Source organism: Roseateles sp. PN1, assembly GCF_038419725.1.
GTDB lineage: Bacteria > Pseudomonadota > Gammaproteobacteria > Burkholderiales > Burkholderiaceae_C > Paucibacter_A.
This window is the reverse complement of record NZ_JBCARA010000007.1, coordinates 1-16,537: the sequence shown is the minus strand read 5'-3', so window position 1 is coordinate 16,537 and position 16,537 is coordinate 1. Positions and strand designations below refer to the sequence as shown.

Annotated in this window: 17 protein-coding genes; 9 read left to right on the top strand and 8 right to left on the bottom strand. The window is 62.8% G+C overall.

Annotated features, from left to right (window positions below; genetic code table 11):
- Nucleotides 1-32 precede the first annotated feature (32 nt).
- The 3 genes from AABB87_RS12290 to AABB87_RS12280 all read left to right on the top strand — a co-directional run bounded on the left by AABB87_RS12290 (nucleotide 33) and on the right by AABB87_RS12280 (nucleotide 3,485).
- Nucleotides 33-494 (top strand): tripartite tricarboxylate transporter TctB family protein, encoded by a 462-nt coding sequence (locus tag AABB87_RS12290; protein ID WP_341971521.1) that lies wholly within the window; start codon nucleotides 33-35, stop codon nucleotides 492-494.
- A 14-nt stretch (nucleotides 495-508) separates the two neighbouring features.
- Complete coding sequence (locus AABB87_RS12285) at nucleotides 509-2,011, top strand: tripartite tricarboxylate transporter permease (protein WP_341971520.1); 1,503 nt, start codon at nucleotides 509-511, stop codon at nucleotides 2,009-2,011.
- 235 nt (nucleotides 2,012-2,246) lie between these two features.
- The gene (locus AABB87_RS12280) at nucleotides 2,247-3,485 is read left to right on the top strand and encodes a glycerophosphodiester phosphodiesterase (RefSeq protein ID WP_341971519.1); all 1,239 of its coding nucleotides are present in this window, start codon (nucleotides 2,247-2,249) and stop codon (nucleotides 3,483-3,485) included.
- 98 nt (nucleotides 3,486-3,583) lie between these two features.
- On the opposite strand, the gene AABB87_RS12275 is transcribed toward AABB87_RS12280, so the two are convergent.
- A complete protein-coding gene (locus AABB87_RS12275; protein ID WP_341971518.1) occupies nucleotides 3,584-4,171 on the bottom strand; it encodes a DinB family protein in 588 nt (195 codons plus the stop codon).
- Nucleotides 4,172-4,497: 326 nt separating this feature from the next.
- Here AABB87_RS12275 and AABB87_RS12270 point away from each other — a divergent pair, with 326 nt between their 5' ends.
- Nucleotides 4,498-5,190 (top strand): PEP-CTERM sorting domain-containing protein, encoded by a 693-nt coding sequence (locus AABB87_RS12270; protein ID WP_341971517.1) that lies wholly within the window; start codon nucleotides 4,498-4,500, stop codon nucleotides 5,188-5,190.
- Between the two features lie 44 nt (nucleotides 5,191-5,234).
- On the opposite strand, the gene AABB87_RS12265 is transcribed toward AABB87_RS12270, so the two are convergent.
- The 7 genes from AABB87_RS12265 to AABB87_RS12235 all read right to left on the bottom strand — a co-directional run bounded on the left by AABB87_RS12265 (nucleotide 5,235) and on the right by AABB87_RS12235 (nucleotide 13,532).
- On the bottom strand, nucleotides 5,235-6,146 hold the full coding sequence (locus AABB87_RS12265) for a polysaccharide deacetylase family protein (RefSeq protein WP_341971516.1): 912 nt from the start codon (nucleotides 6,144-6,146) through the stop codon (nucleotides 5,235-5,237).
- Nucleotides 6,147-6,350: 204 nt separating this feature from the next.
- Entirely contained in the window at nucleotides 6,351-7,532 is a 1,182-nt protein-coding gene (locus AABB87_RS12260) for an acetyl-CoA C-acyltransferase (protein ID WP_058718517.1), read from the bottom strand.
- Between the two features lie 29 nt (nucleotides 7,533-7,561).
- A complete protein-coding gene (gene aceK / locus AABB87_RS12255; protein WP_341971515.1) occupies nucleotides 7,562-9,397 on the bottom strand; it encodes a bifunctional isocitrate dehydrogenase kinase/phosphatase in 1,836 nt (611 codons plus the stop codon).
- A gap of 47 nt (nucleotides 9,398-9,444) precedes the next feature.
- A complete protein-coding gene (can, locus tag AABB87_RS12250) occupies nucleotides 9,445-10,134 on the bottom strand; it encodes a carbonate dehydratase (protein WP_341971514.1) in 690 nt (229 codons plus the stop codon).
- A 100-nt stretch (nucleotides 10,135-10,234) separates the two neighbouring features.
- Nucleotides 10,235-11,152 (bottom strand): pyridoxal-phosphate dependent enzyme, encoded by a 918-nt coding sequence (locus AABB87_RS12245; protein WP_341971513.1) that lies wholly within the window; start codon nucleotides 11,150-11,152, stop codon nucleotides 10,235-10,237.
- 94 nt (nucleotides 11,153-11,246) lie between these two features.
- Nucleotides 11,247-12,428 carry an isovaleryl-CoA dehydrogenase gene (locus AABB87_RS12240; protein WP_341971512.1) on the bottom strand — a complete coding sequence of 394 codons (1,182 nt, stop codon included), beginning with the start codon at nucleotides 12,426-12,428 and terminating at the stop codon, nucleotides 11,247-11,249.
- Nucleotides 12,429-12,644: 216 nt separating this feature from the next.
- Nucleotides 12,645-13,532 (bottom strand): LysR family transcriptional regulator, encoded by an 888-nt coding sequence (locus AABB87_RS12235; RefSeq protein ID WP_295083574.1) that lies wholly within the window; start codon nucleotides 13,530-13,532, stop codon nucleotides 12,645-12,647.
- Nucleotides 13,533-13,683: 151 nt separating this feature from the next.
- Here AABB87_RS12235 and AABB87_RS12230 point away from each other — a divergent pair, with 151 nt between their 5' ends.
- The 5 genes from AABB87_RS12230 to AABB87_RS12210 all read left to right on the top strand — a co-directional run bounded on the left by AABB87_RS12230 (nucleotide 13,684) and on the right by AABB87_RS12210 (nucleotide 16,322).
- Entirely contained in the window at nucleotides 13,684-14,028 is a 345-nt protein-coding gene (locus tag AABB87_RS12230; RefSeq protein WP_341971511.1) for an HPF/RaiA family ribosome-associated protein, read from the top strand.
- 46 nt (nucleotides 14,029-14,074) lie between these two features.
- Nucleotides 14,075-14,827: a Bax inhibitor-1/YccA family protein gene (locus tag AABB87_RS12225; protein WP_341971510.1), complete on the top strand. Its 753-nt coding sequence runs from the start codon at nucleotides 14,075-14,077 to the stop codon at nucleotides 14,825-14,827.
- A gap of 202 nt (nucleotides 14,828-15,029) precedes the next feature.
- Nucleotides 15,030-15,173, top strand: a complete 144-nt coding sequence (locus AABB87_RS12220; protein WP_341971509.1) for a hypothetical protein — start codon at nucleotides 15,030-15,032, stop codon at nucleotides 15,171-15,173.
- Nucleotides 15,166-15,321 (top strand): hypothetical protein, encoded by a 156-nt coding sequence (locus AABB87_RS12215; protein WP_341971508.1) that lies wholly within the window; start codon nucleotides 15,166-15,168, stop codon nucleotides 15,319-15,321. The genes AABB87_RS12220 and AABB87_RS12215 overlap by 8 nt, the downstream gene beginning before the upstream one ends.
- 2 nt (nucleotides 15,322-15,323) lie before the next feature.
- Complete coding sequence (locus tag AABB87_RS12210; protein ID WP_341971507.1) at nucleotides 15,324-16,322, top strand: sodium-dependent bicarbonate transport family permease; 999 nt, start codon at nucleotides 15,324-15,326, stop codon at nucleotides 16,320-16,322.
- Nucleotides 16,323-16,537: the final 215 nt, after the last annotated feature.

Genomic DNA, 16,537 nt, shown 5'->3' with positions numbered 1-16,537 from the left:
GCGCACTTTTCAGCATCACCCGGAGCCCACCCATGCCTCTCGCAATCAAACATCCCAAGGATTTTTGGACCGGCATCATTTTTCTAGCCTTTGGCCTTTCTGCCATGTTCATCGGGCGTGACTACCCGATGGGCACGGCCGGCAAGATGGGGCCGGCCTACTTTCCGACCGTCTTGGGTGGGCTCTTGACCTTGATAGGCAGCATCGCGGTCTACCGCTCCTTCAAACGGCGGGGCGAGGCGATTGAGAAATTCCATCTGAAGGAATTGTTCATCGTGCTGTCCGCGGTGGTGCTGTTTGGCGTGCTGATGCGGGGCGCGGGCCTGGGCCCGGCGGCCGTGGTGTTGATCATGATCAGCGCCTATGCCAGCCCGCAATTCAAATGGCATGAAGCGCTGCTCTTGGCCATTGGCATGGCGGGCTTTGCGGTGCTGGTGTTCGTCAAGCTGCTGGGCTTACCCCTGCAGGTCTTTGGGCCTTGGCTCCAGTTCTGAACAAGGCAAGCACCATGGAAATTCTTAGCAACCTCGGCCTCGGCCTTGAAACTGCTTTTACGCTGACCAATCTGCTGTATTGCCTGATTGGGGTTTTTGTCGGTACGGCGGTGGGCGTGCTGCCGGGCCTTGGCCCAGTGGCCACGATCGCGATGCTGCTGCCCATCACCTTCGGCTTGCCGCCGGTGTCGTCTTTGATCATGTTGTCAGGCATCTACTACGGTGCGCAGTACGGCGGCTCAACCACCGCGATTTTGGTCAATCTGCCCGGGGAAGCGTCCTCGGTGGTCACAGCGATTGACGGCTACCAAATGGCCCGCAATGGCCACGCGGGCAAGGCCTTGGCCACGGCGGCCTTGGGTTCATTTTTTGCGGGCACGGTGGCCACCGTCTTGCTGGCCTTGTTTGCGCCGCCCCTGGCTGACTTGGCACTGAAGTTCGGCCCGGCCGAGTACTTTTCTCTGATGGTGCTGGGTTTGGTGGCTTCGGTGGTTTTGGCCAGTGGCTCGCTCTTGCATGCGATTGGCATGGTTTTGCTGGGCCTCTTGCTGGGCATCGCCGGCACGGATGTGAACTCGGGCGTGGCCCGCTACACCTTCGACATGCCTGAGTTGGCCGATGGCATCAACTTCGTGATCGTCGCCATGGGCATGTTCGGCATCGGCGAGATCGTGCGCAATCTTGAGCATGACCAAAGCCGCAATCTGTTGATGAAGAAGGTCTCCGGGCTGATGCTCAGCAAGGACGATCTCAAGCGCATCGTGGCCCCCGTGTTGCGCGGCACCTTCTTGGGCTCGGCGCTCGGGATACTGCCCGGCGGCGGCGCCATGCTGGCCTCGTTTGCGGCCTACTCGATCGAGAAAAAGGTCTCCAAGAATTCAAAGCAGTTCGGCAAAGGTGCGATCGAGGGCGTTGCCGCTCCGGAGTCCGCCAACAACGCCGGCGCGCAGACCTCCTTCATCCCGATGCTGACCCTGGGCATACCGTCCAATCCGGTAATGGCCTTGATGATTGGCGCCATGATCATTCAGGGCATTCAGCCCGGCCCGGCAGTGATGACCGAGCAGCCCGCGCTGTTCTGGGGGCTGATTGCCTCGATGTGGATTGGCAACTTCTTTCTCGTCGTGCTCAACCTGCCCTTGATCGGCTTGTGGGTCAAGATGATCATGGTGCCCTACCACCGGCTCTATCCGGCGATCTTGATGTTCTGCGCGATTGGCGTTTTCAGCCTCAATAGCAGCCAGTTCGATATCTATCTGATGGCGCTGTTTGGCCTCTTTGGCTATGTGTGCGCCAAGCTGAACTGCGAGCCCGCACCGATGCTCTTGGGCTTCATCATCGGCCCGATGATGGAAGAGTATCTGCGCCGCGCCTTGATCCTCTCCAAGAGCGACCCGATGGTGTTTGTGCAGCGGCCCATCAGCGCCGTCATGCTGGCGATGGCCGTGATCGCGCTCTTGGTGGTGCTGACTCCGGCGCTGGCAAGGAAGCGCGAGGAGGCGTTTCAGGAGGATTGATCGGGCGAGACAGGGGAGGTATTTGGCTGGGCGGCTGAGGGTCGGTCCCTGGCCACGTGCCTCCCGTGAATGGGTCACAGCTCAGTCGCCCATCTTGCCGTTCACCCCACACGCCCGCGCCGTCTTAGGCGGGCAAGACCTGACCCTTCCCGCCCACACTAGTCCATTCGGCTCACCCACGCCTCAAGAATGTCATGAGGCGCTGTCAGCATGTTTGCATCCTCAAGGAGCCCTGATGCAAACCAAGTTCATTCTTTCTTCCCTTGCTGCCGCCTTGGTGCTGGCCGCCGCCCCTGCCATGGCCTGGAATACGCTGGACGGCAATGCGCCGCTGGTGATCGCGCACCGCGGTGCCTCCGGCTATCTGCCCGAACACACCCTGGAAGGCTATGCCAAGGCCATCGAAATGGGCGCCAACTACATCGAGCCCGATCTGGTCATGACCAAGGACGGCGTTCTGGTGGCTCGCCATGAGCCCATCATTGGCGACTCCACCAATGTGCGTCAGCTGGCCCAGTTCGCCAACCGCATGACGACCAAGACCATCGACGGCGTCACGTACAAGAACCAGTACTTCGTTGAAGACTTCACTTTGGCCGAGCTGAAGACCCTGGGCGCGATGCAGACCCGCGCCGGCCGCCCGACCACCTATGACGGCAAGTTCCAGGTGCCGACCCTGGACGAGGTGATCAACCTGGCCAAGGCCAAGAGCATCGAGACCGGCCGCAGCATCGGCATCTATCCCGAGCTGAAGCACTCGACCTATATGCAAGGCGTGTCGCTGGCGCAGGGTCGCAGCAAGACCTACTTCGAAGACAAGCTGGTGGACACGCTGCACGCGGCTTACGGCAATGTGGCCAATGCGCCGGTGTTCATTCAGAGCTTCGAAGTCTCGAACCTGCAATACCTGAACACCAAGACCGACATCAAGCTGGTGCAACTGGTGGACGCCGATGACGTCAATGCCGACGGCTCCATGTCGCTGGTGGCGCCGTATGACAAGCCTTTCGACGTGGCCAACCGTGGCGGCAAGCTGAGCTTCGCGGACTTGGTGAGCGAAGTGGGCCTGTCCTTCGTGGCCACCTATGCCGACGGCATTGGCCCCTGGAAGCCCTACCTCATGAAGACCGTGGCCGACGGCGTGGACCGTGACGGTGACGGCGCACTGACCGGCAAAGACCGCCGCGTTGACGGTTCCACCGGCGTGATCGAGAACGCCCACGCCAATGGCCTCTTCGTGCACACGTGGACCTTCCGCAACGACGCCTCGATGCTGGGCTTTGCCGACCCGCAAAAGGAAATGGAAGCCTATTTGAAGCTGGGCGTGGACGGCATCTTCACCGACTTCACCGACACCGGTGTGGCCGCGCTGCATGCCGTAGCCACCTCCGCCGTGCCAGAGCCATCGAACTACGCCATGCTGCTGGCTGGCCTGGGCGCCTTGGCCTTGGTGCGCCGCCGCAAGAGCGCCTGATCGCACAAATCGCACTGACGCTCAGCGGCGACTTGCTGCTGAGTCCAGTTCAAGAGAACCGGCCCTGGGCCGGTTTTTCTTTATGCCCCGCTTGCGGACTAGGCAAACACCTGCGCTTCGGTCCAGCCCAGCGCCGCAAAGTCGGCGGCTCGCTCTTCGGCCTCACCGGCGCAAAAGAACTCATCGAGCTGTGGCGGCGCGACTGTTGTGCCCGCCAGCATGGCGTGCACCTGACCACGGTGGTGGATCTGATGCTGAAACAGATGCGCCAGCAGCCGGCTGCGCGTGTCGACCTGTGGCCCACCCGGCCGCGCAATGGTGACGGTGCGCTGCAAGTCCGCATCGGTTTGCGCTTCGCAGTAGCGGATCAGGCGTTCATCGACGCGCATTTGCTCAGCGCGCAGTTCGGCGCACTGCGCATAGGGCTGCTCCCGCTCGAAAAACACATAGCAATCGGGATGGGGCGCGAGGCCTTGCAACTCGCGCTCCATCGCGTCCAGATAGAACCAGTCCACGCACAGGCTGTGATTCAGCGTGGCCTTGATCGAGGGAAAGAAGCTGCAACGCTGAGCCTCGAAATCAGCCGGGCTGAGCTGCAGGCAAGCGCCCAAGAGCCGGTAGTTAGCCCAAGCATTGTTGTAGGCCATGCGCAGCAGGTGCTGGCGCAGCGGGTTGTCTGTCGTCATGGCGAGAAGCTCCTGAAAAGGCAGCTGATCCTAAGGGGTTCGCCTGCTCGCGTGATGGTGCTGATCGCCAAGGACCAGGCTAGCGTTGCGCAGCTCGCCCGAGCCCCCCCTCATATCGGGGTCATTGAATATTCACATAACCCGGCGATTCAACGGTAAATCAACGGCCTTCACCAAGCATGCAATGGTGCGCGCAAGAGGACGGGCGGTCACTTGACTGATTGATTGGCGGACTGTTCGGATCTCAGGGGCGTACGGGCCTGCCCTCCCCAGGGTCGTAAGCGTTAGCGATTCAATCAACCCTAGCCATCTGAAAAGAGACCACCATGAAACGACTCTCCGCCTTTTCCACCCTGATCGGGGCACTGACGCTGGCATCCGCTGCGCAAGCAGGGACCATCAGCTATTACTTCAACAACCCCTTGGCCGACACCGAGTTCACCCAAACAGGCAGCTTGAACCTGTTCGACACGACCCTGGGCCGCCTGACGGGCGTGAGCTTTATCTTCAACGGCGCCATGACGACCACGATCAGCCTGACCAACTTGTCGAACACCAATCAACGGGCCTCGGCCAAGTCGACGATGGATTTGTTCTACCACAGTGATCTCGCAGGGCTGGATGCTTTGTTGGACACGCGCAATCCAGTGCTCTCCTTGAGCACGGACAGCCGCCCCGTGGACGGCAGCATTGCCGCCAAAGCGACCTTTGTGGATAGCAAGTCGGCGGAGGGCCAATCGGACCCTTGGTCGCCCAACGGCATGGACGCGCTGCTGGCCAGCTTCCAAGGCTATGAGGGTCAGAAGTTCAAGCTGAGCTGCACATCAGAGAGCGGCCTGACCGTTATCGGCGGTGGCGGACAGATTGCCGCCAAGCAGGCGAACCAAGGCTCATGCGGTGCCCGCGTGACCTATACCTATGACAACAACAAGGTGCCTGAGCCGGCGTCACTGGCCCTCTTTGGCCTGGCTGCGAGCACGGCATGCCTGGCTGGGCGCCGGCGTCGCGCCAAGGCCTAAGTTACGGCCTGCGCGGGGCCTCAGCGCCTCAGCGCGGCAGGGTCTCAGTGCCCCGAAGACACAAGGCGGCCCGCGCCGGCTTGTGCCTGGGGCTGAGTGGCGGCCTCAACATCGCTTGCTGCAGCGCTTGCCTCAGCGCGCCCGCGCTGCTGGCGCACATGCGCCGCAATCTTCACAAAGCTGTCCACCCAATACAGCTTGGGGTTGTCGGCCAGATGCTGCAGCAGCACTTGGTGGGCCTCTTTGGAAACGCTCAAGTAGTCGCCGCCGATGCCGTGGAAGGTGAGGCTGGCCAGCGTGCCTTTGGCGGCGGCGTCTTGCACGATGGCGATCAGCGCAGCGCCGCTGGCGTCGACCGGACCGGCGGTGGAAACGTCCAAGGGGTCAAGTGTTGCCATCGCGGGTGCCACGCCGCCGATGCGGGACTTGATGCCGACGAAGTCTGACTTGATCGCCGGCAGATAGGGCTGGCCGGCGGCCTGTGGGTCGGTGCAGGGCGCCGTGTAGGTGCGTTCGGTCTGGCCGTCGATGGCGTGCAGATAGGCGTTGGCGAGCAGGATCTCTTCACGCAACTGGGTGACGCTGATGCGATCCAGGTCGCGGTGTGCGGCCACCCAGTCGCGCCCCGGCGCTGAGCGCGAACAGGGGTGGAATAGCGTGTGATTGCCCAGCTCATGGCCAGCAGCCGCGGCACGGCGCCATTCGGGCAGGCGCTGGCTGACGATGGGGCTGGAGAGGGTCAGATAGAACGTGGCCTTCAAGCCCAGCGCATTCAGTGCAGGAAGAGCGCTGTCCAGCTGAGACGGCAGCGCATCGTCGTAGGACAAGCTGACCGCGGCGCGGGCGCCGCCCGGCCATTGAAAAGGCTCGCTGCGTGCGGACGGAGCGAAGACGCTCAAGCCGAGCGTTAGCCAGATCATCAGCCTGCGGGAAATGCCCACCATCGTTTGCTTCATCGGACCCGCGCGCCTTCTTGCTCTGATGCCAAGACCGTCTTGGCAGGCCGGCCGATGATAAGCAGCTTGAACGGCTTGATGTGCCCGAGTCACAAACAAAAACGGGGGCTTGGCTGCGTGCGCCAAGTCCCCGTTTTCTCTTTCGTCTTGCTTCATCGCCCTACCCGCGCGGCCCGCCGCGTGAGTAGGTGCAGCTCAAGCAGCTCAGATCAGCTCAACGCCCATGGCCGTCGCTTCGCCGCCACCGATGCACAGCGCTGCCACGCCGCGCTTCAGGCCGCGGTGCTTCAGGGCGCCGATCAGGGTGACCAAGATGCGGGCGCCGGAGGCGCCGATGGGGTGGCCCAGGGCGACAGCGCCGCCGTTGACGTTGACGATTTCATGCGGGAGCTTGAACTCGGCCATGGCGGCCATGGTGACGGCAGCGAAGGCTTCGTTGACTTCCCACAGGTCCACGCTCTTGGCGTCCCAGCCGTTTTTCTTCAGCAGCTTTTCGATGGCGCCGACCGGGGCGGTGGTGAACCATTCAGGCGCGTTGGCATGCACGGCGTGGCCGACGATGCGGGCCACGGGCTTGACGCCCAGCTTGGCGGCGGTGCTTTCACGCATCAGCACCAGGGCGGCGGCGCCGTCGGAGATGGAGCTGGAGGTGGCGGCGGTGATGGTGCCGTCCTTCACGAACGCGGGCTTGAGGCCGGCGATCTTGTCCAGCTTGGCCTTGAAGGGCTGTTCGTCCTTGCTGAAGATGGTGTCCACGCCGCGGTTCGTGACGGTGACGGGGGCCATTTCCCAGGCGAAGCTGCCGTCTTCATTGGCGCGCTTGGCGCGCTCGGTGGAGGCCACGGCGAAGGCGTCTTGCGCTTCGCGGCTGAAGGCGTACTTGGCCACGCATTGCTCAGCGAACACGCCCATGGCCTTGCCGCGCTGGTACGCGTCTTCCAGGCCGTCCAGGGCCATGTGGTCGAACATTTGCGTGGCGCCGTACTTCACGCCTTTGCGGGCGAACATCAGGTGGGGCGCGTTGGTCATGCTCTCCATGCCACCGGCGATCAGCACGTCGGCGCTTTCGGCCTTGAGCGTGTCGTGGGCAAACATGGTGGCGCGCATGCCGGCGCCGCACATCTTGCTCAGCGTGACGGCACCCACGGACTGGGGCAGGCCAGCCTTCAGCACGGCTTGGCGGGCGGGGGCCTGGCCTTGGCCGGCCATCAGGCAGTTGCCGATGAAGGCTTCGTTGATGGCGTCGCCGGGGATGCCCGAGCGCTCAACCGCAGCTTTGATGGCCACGGCTGCCAGCTCCCAGGCTTGCAGGCCGGCGAAGTCACCCAGCAAGCCGCCGATGGGCGTGCGGGCGGCGGAAACGATGACGATGGAATCGGTCGACATGGAAACTCTCCTTGGGGTTTGTTGAAGGACTACTGAACAGAAAGATCGTGGTGGCTGGCGGCGATCAGCGCCGCGCCATCCACGGCGGGAATGGGTTGCTGCGGCTGCGGCGCCGCCTGGGCATAGAAGCGTTTGTGCGGCTCGTAGGGGAAAACATCGTGCACATAGCCGGCTTGGATGCGCGCCTTGTGCTGCTGCCAGAAGGCGGCGTCCAGCAGATCGGCGTGGTGGCGCATGAACAGCTCGCGCACGCCGGGGTGGCCCAGCAGGAAGGGGCCGAAAGTCTCGGGGAAGACATCGCGCGGGCCGACCTTGTACCAAATCTCGGCGGACATTTCTTCCTCTTCATTGCGCGGCTGGGGCACGTAGCGGAAGTTGCAGTCGGTGAGGTATTCGATTTCGTCGTAGTCGTAGAACACCACCTTGCCGTGGCGGGTGATGCCAAAGTTCTTCCACAGCATGTCGCCGGGGAAGATGTTGGCGGCCACCAGATCCTTGATGGCGTTGCCGTACTCGATAACGGCATGCTCCATCTGCTCGGGGCTGGCCTCTTGCAGGTAGATGTTCAGCGGGATCATGCGGCGCTCGATGTAGACATGGCGCAGCACCAGGTCCTCAGTGCCGCTTTCGTCCAGCAAGCTGGGGCAGAAGTGGCGCAGCTCGGCCAGCAGCTCTTCCCCGAAGCGGTAGCGCGGGAAGGCAACGTTGCTGTATTCCAGCGTGTCGGCCATGCGGCCGACGCGGTCATGCTGCTTCACCAGCAAATACTTGCTTTTGATCAGCTCGCGCGAGGTGTCTTTTTGCGCCGGGTAGAAGTCTTTGATGACCTTGAACACAAAGGGGAAGGACGGCAGGTCAAACACCAGCATCACCATGCCCTTGATGCCGGGCGCGATGCGGAACTTGTCGCTGGAGTGGCGCAGGTGGTAGAGGAAGTCGCGGTAGAACAGGTTCTTGCCCTGTTTTTGCAGCCCGATGGCGGAATAGATTTCCGAGCGCGGCTTGCGCGGCATCATCGAGCGCAGGAACTGCACATAGGCGCTGGGCACTTCCATGTCGACCATGAAGTAGGCGCGGGCGAAGCTGAACAGCATCAGCAAATCGTCTTCGCCGAACAGCACCGCGTCGATGTAGAGCATGCCGGTTTCGCCGTGCAAGATGGGCAGAGCAAAAGCCGTTTCCTGAAAGCCGTTGATGATCTTGCCGACGATGTAGGCGCCCTTGTTGCGGAAGAACAGCGAGGACAGCACCTGAATCTGGAAATTGGTGCGCCAGCGCCCTTCGCTGATCTGGCCCTGCATGGCGTTCATCACATGGTCGATGTCGCGGCCCAGGTCTTCGAACTCAAGGTCGAGCTGGAAGTTGGTGACGATGCGGCGCAGGGTCTCGCGCAGGTTCTGCCGCGTGGGGTAGTAAGCGCGGAAGGTGGGCTTGGCGGCGGGCTCGTCGTTTTCGATGTACTCGGTGGACACCGCCGGGCGCACAAAGATGAAAGCGTTATTGAAGTAGCTGTGGTGCAGGATGCGGGTGCAGACCGAGTTGAAGAAGGTCTCGGCCAGCTCGGGCTGGTGGTGATCGACCAGCAAGCCGATGTAGTGCAGCTTGACCTGCTGCCAAACTTCCATCGCCAGCTGGCTGGTCTGGAAGCGTTCTTCCAGGCTGGCGACCGTCTCGTCCACCCGCTTGTCATAGAACTCGATGCGCTCGCGCTGGGCCAATTGCTGGCCATGCCAGTCGGCTTGCTCGAAGCGCTTTTTGGCCCCGGCGCTGGTACCGCGAAACAGCCGGTAATGGCGGTTGAAGCCGCCCAGCATGGCTTGGGCAATCTCGAAAGCGCGGGGGTCGTTCAGCTTTTGCGGGAACATCGGCTCTCCAGGCTAGACGGCGCGGATCGACTTCACAAAACCGGGGCTCAGGTCTGCGCGCTGAGCTGAGTAAAGCGCGCCTGCTCATAGCGCTGCTTGACGGCGGACAAGGCCTTGGCAAATGCGGGCCCGACTTGGTCGGCCGCAGCGGCGGTGATGGCCAGATCCTCCAGCAAGCCGTTGTGCAGGCCGTACACCCAGCCATGCACCACCACCTCTTGGCCACGCGCCCAGGCGTCTTGCACCACGGTGGTTTGGCAGGCGTTGCGGGCCTGCTCCAGCACATTGAGCTCGCAGAGGGCGTTGACGCGCTGATCGGGCTGCAGCTGATCGAGCCACTCTTGATGATGGTTGCGCACGTCTTGCACATGGCGCAGCCAGTTGTCGACCAGACCAACCCGCGCATCCAGCAAAGCCGACTTCACGCCGCCGCAGTTGCTGTGGCCCACCACGATGATGTGTTTGACTTTCAAGGCATCCACCGCGAACTGCATCACCGACAGGCAATTCAAGTCCGAGTGCACCACCACATTGGCCACATTGCGGTGCACGAACAACTCGCCCGGCAGCAGGTTGACCAGGTCATTAGCCGGCACCCGGCTGTCCGCGCAGCCAATCCACAAATACTGCGGCGTTTGCTGCTTGAGCAAGCTGGTGAAGAAACCGGGCTGGCGCGTTTCGGTATCGGCGGCCCAGCGCTTATTGCTATCCAGAAGTTCTTGAAGGTCTGTACTCATGACGGCATTGTCGGGTGAACGGATGACTGAGAGCTTGCAGGCTCAAGCTAGTCCGCCGAAATTGCTCGGGCACGCCGCTTGCGGGTCGGCAAGTTGCGGCTCATGCCCAAGACTGCAGCAAGGCCAAGGAAACACCGATGCCGCCGCAGACCTCGACCAGCGGCCGCTTGAACCCAGCCAAGGCCGGCGCATGCACGCTGAGCGCGGCCAAGGCCGCGCCGCAGGCGGGCTCCACCATCACCCGCATGGCATCGGCGAAGCGCACGCAGGCCTGTGTGGCTTGCGCGTCTGTGACCGTCAGGCTCAGCGTCGGATGGCTTTGCGCCAGGCGCAAGGCCTCGTCGGCCACACGGCGTGCGCCCAGCGAGGTGGCGACGGAGGTGATGGCGGGCAAGGTCACCGCGTGACCGGATTGCAAGCTCTGGCTGAGGCTGTCGGCGCCCAGGGTTTCAACGGCGATCACGGGCACATGGTGCAGACCGTGGCGCTGCAAGCCTTGAACGATGCCGCAGAACAGGCCGCCGCCGCCGACGGCGGTGATGACGGCGTCAAAGGCCAGGCCTTGTTCGAGGACCTCGTCGATCAGGGTCGAATGCCCCTGCCAGAGCAGCGGGTGGTCGAAGGGGTGGACGTAGGTGGCGCCGCGCTCGGCCGCCAGGGCCTGGGCGAAGGCATTCGCCTCATCAAAGACCGCGCCGTGGCGCAGCACGCTGGCGCCGCGGGCGGCGATCTTCTCGGCCACGGCCGCGCTGCTGCTCTCAGGCAGCACGATGGTGCAGGCCAGGCCCAGGGCGCCGGCGGCATGGGCAGCCGCAAAACCAGCGTTGCCGCCGGAGGCACAGACGATCTCGCGCGCGCCATCGGCGGCGGCTTGCTGCACCAGCCGGCCGATGCCGCGCAGCTTGAAGCTGCCGCTGGGCTGCAGCGCGTCCATCTTCAGCCAGACCTCGGGCTGAGGAAACAAACCCGGCGCCGCGCGCAGCAGCGGGGTATTCAGGTGCAGCGCGTCCAGACGCATCACATCGTCTGGCTGCGACTCACATCCGCAACGCGGATATGAGTCTTCGCCGCAACGGCGCCGCCCTGCGGCTTGTTGTCGGTACCCTCGCCCATTACATGGTCTCGGCGAAGAGTTCGCGGCCGATCAGCATGCGGCGGATTTCCGAAGTGCCGGCGCCGATCTCATACAGCTTGGCATCGCGCCAGAGGCGGCCCAGCGGGTACTCGTTGATATAGCCATTGCCACCGAAAATCTGCACGCCTTCGCCGGCCATCCAGGTAGCCTTCTCGGCGGTCCAAAGGATCACCGAAGCGCAGTCCTTACGCACCTGGCGCACATGTTCGGCGCCCAGCAGGTCAAGGTTCTTGGCCACGGTGTAGGCAAACGAGCGGCCGGCTTGCAGCACGGTGTACATGTCCGCGACCTTGCCCTGGATCAGCTGGAATTCGCCGATGCTTTGGCCGAACTGCTTGCGGTCGTGGATGTAGGGGATCACGTTGTCCATCACGCTTTGCATGATGCCCAGCGGGCCGCCGGTGAGCACGGCGCGCTCGTAGTCCAGGCCCGACATCAACACCTTGGCGCCACCGTTGACGGCACCCAGCACGTTCTCGGCCGGCACTTCCACGTTCTGGAACACCAGCTCGCCGGTGTGGCTGCCGCGCATGCCCAGCTTGTCGAGCTTTTGCGCGATGCTGAAACCCGGCATGCCCTTCTCGATCAGGAAAGCGGTGACGCCGCGCGCGCCCAGCTCGGGCTCGCTCTTGGCGTAGACCACCAGGGTGTCGGCGTCGGGGCCGTTGGTGATCCACATCTTGTTGCCGTTGAGCAGGTAGTAGCCGCCCTTGTCTTCGGCTTTCAACTTCATGCTCAGCACATCGGAGCCGGCACCGGGTTCGCTCATGGCCAGCGCGCCGACATGCTCGCCGCTGATCAGCTTGGGCAGGTACTTGGCTTTTTGCGCGGCATTGCCGTTGCGCTTGATCTGGTTGACGCACAGATTGCTGTGCGCGCCGTAGGACAGGCCCACGGAAGCCGAGGCACGGCTGATTTCTTCCATCGCGATCATGTGGGCCAGATAGCCCATATTCGCGCCGCCGTACTCCTCGCCGACGGTGATGCCCAGCACGCCCAGATCACCCATCTTGCGCCACAGGTCCATGGGGAACTGGTCGCTGCGATCAATCTCGGCCGCACGCGGCGCAATCTCGGCCTGCGCAAAGTCGCGCACCGCATCGCGCAGCGCGTCGATGTCTTCGCCGAGTTGGAAATTCAGGCCGGGCAAGTTGGTCATGATGCGGGTCTCCAATAATGGGGTCAGAGTCAATTAATTTGGGCCGAGTGCTCTTATGTGCCCACCGCCTCGCTTCATCCTAAGCTTCATGACAAAACATGCGCAGGGCTTCGCGACCCCTAGCTTCAGGAATTTCAGCGGGCGGCACAAGTGACGTTTACGTAAACGTCAATCAAGCGCAGATTCTAAGCTGAGCTTGGGGCCGCTTGGCATCCCTCAAACCCGATCCGGCAGCAGGCGCCGCACCAGCGGGTGGGAGATCTTTTTGGCGGTGCCGATGGCGTAGAAATGCTCCTCCACGCCTTCGCAGGGGCCGACACGGCGCAGCTCGTAGCGATGGGTGAGCTTCTCGTGCATCAGCTCGGCGGCCGGGAACACGCCAAAACCACCCGCACCAAAGGTAGCCAGCAAAGCGCTGTCCTCAAACTCACCGACGATGCGCGGCTTGACGCCTTGGCGCTCCAGCCATTGGTCCAGGCGCAGGCGCACCGCAGTTTGCGTGGTGGGCAGCAGAATAGGCACCTGGCCCAGCGAGCGCGGAAAGTCAGCCGCCGCAGCCTCATACAGCGCCTCGGGCGCATACCAAGCCATGGCCGAAAAGCCGAGCGAATGGCTGTAGACCTTGAGATTGGGATTGGTGGGGGCGGGTCGGTCGGCCAGCACCACGTCCAGCCGGTGCAGGGCCAACTCGCCCAGCAGGCCTTCGAACTGGTCCTCGTGGCAGAGAAGGCGCAGATCAGGTTCGGCCTCGATGATGGGCTGCAGCAAATGGCGCACCGCCAATTTGGACAAACCGTCTGAAATCCCCACCGTCAGCCGCACCACCCGCGAACCCACCGCTTCGCGCAGATTGGCCGGCAATTGCTCACCCAGCTGAAAAATCAGATCAGCCTGGCGCAAGGCCACCTCACCCGCCTCGGTCAGCGCCACACCGCGCCCCGCAGGCTTGAGCAGGGCAAAGCCTAGCGACTTTTCCAACTCGCGCACCTGGGTGCTGACGGTCTGCACCGCCATGCCCAGACGCTCGGCGGCCTTGGACACGCCGCCCTCCTTGGCCACCACCCAGAAGTAGTAGAGATGGCGATAGCTGAACTCAAGACTCATGGGGGCCTCCGGTGATTCACCGTGTTTTCAGGAAGTGTTAGTACTCGATTCTCTGCTTTTTTAGAAAGCCTTGCCACCCTAAGCTGTACGCACTCCCCAATGGCTGATGCCAGCAGGGGCAGCCCAACCCACCAGCAGGAGGTATTCGTTCATGCAAGTTCATTTCGAATCTCACGATCTCCACGGCGCTCAGTTGCGAGACTTGGTGCTGCAGCGCCTGAGCTTCGCCATGCGTCGGGTGGCCCTGCATGTGCCAACGGCTCGGGTTCAGCTGACCGACATCAACGGCCCGCGCGGCGGCATCGACAAGCGCTGCACCCTGGAGCTGCGCACCGAAGGCGCCGGCACGCTGGTGATCAGCGCCACCGCCGCCCGCTGGCGCGAGGCTTTTGAGCACGCCCTGGCCCGCGCCAGCCGCGCCCTGACCCGGGCCTGGCAAAGAAGCCGCAGTCACCCCAAGAACAACAAGCGCCTGCCGCTGCCCAGCAGCGACTGAAAGCACTTAGCCCCAACACCGATCACGAAAGGCAATAGCAAACATCATGAACTCCTACAACAACCAATCTGACCCACGCCAGCCGGCCCGGGCCATCCCCATCAATCAGAACATGGGCTTTGGTGAGCTGGATGACCGCCAGTACCAAAGCAGCAGCAACACGACCGCCCTGGCGCCCAACGCCAGCCGCGTGCTGCGCAATACCTACGCCCTGCTGTCCATGACCCTGCTGTTCAGCGCGGCCATCGCCGCCGCCAGCGTGGCCATGAAGCTGCCGGCGCCGGGCATCATCATCACCTTGGTGGGCTATTTCGGCCTGCTGTTCGCGGTGCACAAGCTGCAAAACAGCGGCTGGGCAGTGCCGGTGGTGTTCGCCTTGACCGGCTTCATGGGTTACACCATGGGCCCGCTGCTGACCCGCAGCTTGTCACTGCCTAACGGCGCGGAAGTGGTGATGATGGCCTTGGCGGCCACCGGCGCCACCTTCCTGGCCCTGTCGGCTTGGGTGTTGACGAGCAAGCGCGACCTCAGCTTCATGGGCGGCTTCCTGTTCGCCGGCATGGTGATTGCGATGCTGTGCGGCCTGGCCGCCGTGTTCCTGCAAATCCCGGCGCTGAGCTTGGCCGTGTCCGCCATGGTGGCCTTGCTGTCGGCCGGCCTGATCATGTTCGAGACCAGCCGCATCGTGAACGGTGGCGAGAGCAACTATGTGCTGGCCACGGTGAGCTTGTTCGTCTCGATCTTCAATTTGTTCACCAGCTTGTTGAGCCTGTTCGGCTTCGGCAGCTCGAACGATTGATGCCAGCAAAACCGTAGCTGCGCGAACCACAGGCCCTGCCGGGCCTGTGGCTTGAGCGCGGCGCCAAGGTCACCACCCAAGCCTGACACCAAGCCCAAGCAAGATGCGCAGCGAATTCGAAACCGGTCTGGCCGGACAGAGCGAGCAAGCCTAGCTCCTTAGCTTCGACAGCAGTGGCGATGAACTGGCCGCCGCTGCATTGATGCGCTGGTCCGAACTCAAGCACATCGACCCGCCGCATTGCGCCGCACTCAAGGCGCAAGCGGACCAGAACCGCTATGACGATGACGACGGCGATGGCACAGCGGCCAGCGCCACACACCCATACAAAGATTGCCATGTCTAGTTTGATGATTTGCTTTGGCGTGACTGCAGTCGCCATTCTTTATGCCGCTGTCTGCGAATACCGCGCCAAAAACACCCGCGATGCGCATCTGCTCGCCGGCATTGGCGCGACCAGCATGGCCACGACTTTGGGCGCCTGGATAATCTGAGGATGCAGAATTTCCTCGACCCCGCCATCCTCTTCTTTATCTTTGGCATCCTCGCCGGAGCATTGAAATCCAACCTCGAGATCCCCGCCCCGATCTCGAGGTTTTTGTCTTTGTATCTGCTGATGGCCCTGGGCCTGAAGGGCGGCTTTGCGCTGGCCAAATCAGGGCTAACGATGGAAGTCAGCGTCAGCCTGGGGCTGGCTCTTCTGCTGGCCGTGTTGGTGCCGGCCATGGGCTATCTGACCCTGCGGCGCTTTCTCTCGGGCTTCGACGCCGCGGCCATCGCCGCCACTTACGGCTCGGTCAGCGCGGTGAGTTTCATCACCGCCACGCAGTACCTGAACAATCACGACATTGACTACGGCGGCCATATGGCGGCGGCCATGGCCTTGATGGAGTCGCCTGCCATCATCATCGCCGTGCTGCTGGCCAACTGGGTCAGGCAAAAGCAGCGCAGCAGCCAGGACGCGGGCGCAGTGGCGGGTGCAGCCAAAACTCAGGACGCCAGCCTCGGCAAGATCCTGCATGAATCTTTGACCGACGGTGCGCAGCTGCTGCTGATGGGTGCCATGGTGGTGGGCTTGGTCAGCGGTTCGGCCGGTGAGGCGGCGATGAAGCCCTTCTCCATCGACCTGTTCAAAGGCATGCTGGCCTTCTTCCTGCTGGACATGGGCTTGCTGGCGGCGCGCAATATGGGCGGGCTCAAGGCGCAGTCGCCCTGGTTGATCGCCTATGCCCTGGGGGCGCCGCTGGTGCATGCCAGCGTGGCATTGGGCCTGGCGCTGCTGTTCGGCGTGTCGGCAGGAAACACGGCCTTGCTGATGGTGCTGGTAGCGAGTGCTTCTTACATCGCCGTGCCCGCGGTGATTCGCCACGCGATTCCGGAAGCCAACCCCAGCCTTTACTTCGGCATGTCGCTGGGGATCACCTTCCCCTTCAATATCTTGCTGGGGATTCCGCTGTACACGGCGGTGGCGCAGCGGGTGGTGGGGGGCGCTTAAGCCACTCAATCAGTTGGTGACCGCCTTGCCGCTGGTACCGCGGCAAGTCCTTCAGCAGCCGAGCCAAGTCTTCCGGCTTGGCTGTGCAGCCTCAGAGCTATTCGCTCGCTGTGCTCACTCGGGCGGTCTGTCGCTCACAACCCGCTCAATCAGTTGGTGACAGCCTTGCCGCTGGTATCGCGGCAAGTCCTTCGGCAGCCGAGCCAAGCCTTCCG

Bases quoted from the DNA above. Each gene is read 5' to 3' on its own strand.
- AABB87_RS12290 (WP_341971521.1), top strand. From the start codon at position 33: ATGCCTCTCGCAATCAAACATCCCAAGGATTTTTGGACCGGCATCATT.
- AABB87_RS12285 (WP_341971520.1), top strand. From the start codon at position 509: ATGGAAATTCTTAGCAACCTCGGCCTCGGCCTTGAAACTGCTTTTACG.
- AABB87_RS12280 (WP_341971519.1), top strand. From the start codon at position 2,247: ATGCAAACCAAGTTCATTCTTTCTTCCCTTGCTGCCGCCTTGGTGCTG.
- AABB87_RS12275 (WP_341971518.1), bottom strand. From the start codon at position 4,171: ATGACGACAGACAACCCGCTGCGCCAGCACCTGCTGCGCATGGCCTAC.
- AABB87_RS12270 (WP_341971517.1), top strand. From the start codon at position 4,498: ATGAAACGACTCTCCGCCTTTTCCACCCTGATCGGGGCACTGACGCTG.
- AABB87_RS12265 (WP_341971516.1), bottom strand. From the start codon at position 6,146: ATGAAGCAAACGATGGTGGGCATTTCCCGCAGGCTGATGATCTGGCTA.
- AABB87_RS12260 (WP_058718517.1), bottom strand. From the start codon at position 7,532: ATGTCGACCGATTCCATCGTCATCGTTTCCGCCGCCCGCACGCCCATC.
- aceK (WP_341971515.1), bottom strand. From the start codon at position 9,397: ATGTTCCCGCAAAAGCTGAACGACCCCCGCGCTTTCGAGATTGCCCAA.
- can (WP_341971514.1), bottom strand. From the start codon at position 10,134: ATGAGTACAGACCTTCAAGAACTTCTGGATAGCAATAAGCGCTGGGCC.
- AABB87_RS12245 (WP_341971513.1), bottom strand. From the start codon at position 11,152: ATGCGTCTGGACGCGCTGCACCTGAATACCCCGCTGCTGCGCGCGGCG.
- AABB87_RS12240 (WP_341971512.1), bottom strand. From the start codon at position 12,428: ATGACCAACTTGCCCGGCCTGAATTTCCAACTCGGCGAAGACATCGAC.
- AABB87_RS12235 (WP_295083574.1), bottom strand. From the start codon at position 13,532: ATGAGTCTTGAGTTCAGCTATCGCCATCTCTACTACTTCTGGGTGGTG.
- AABB87_RS12230 (WP_341971511.1), top strand. From the start codon at position 13,684: ATGCAAGTTCATTTCGAATCTCACGATCTCCACGGCGCTCAGTTGCGA.
- AABB87_RS12225 (WP_341971510.1), top strand. From the start codon at position 14,075: ATGAACTCCTACAACAACCAATCTGACCCACGCCAGCCGGCCCGGGCC.
- AABB87_RS12220 (WP_341971509.1), top strand. From the start codon at position 15,030: ATGCGCTGGTCCGAACTCAAGCACATCGACCCGCCGCATTGCGCCGCA.
- AABB87_RS12215 (WP_341971508.1), top strand. From the start codon at position 15,166: ATGTCTAGTTTGATGATTTGCTTTGGCGTGACTGCAGTCGCCATTCTT.
- AABB87_RS12210 (WP_341971507.1), top strand. From the start codon at position 15,324: ATGCAGAATTTCCTCGACCCCGCCATCCTCTTCTTTATCTTTGGCATC.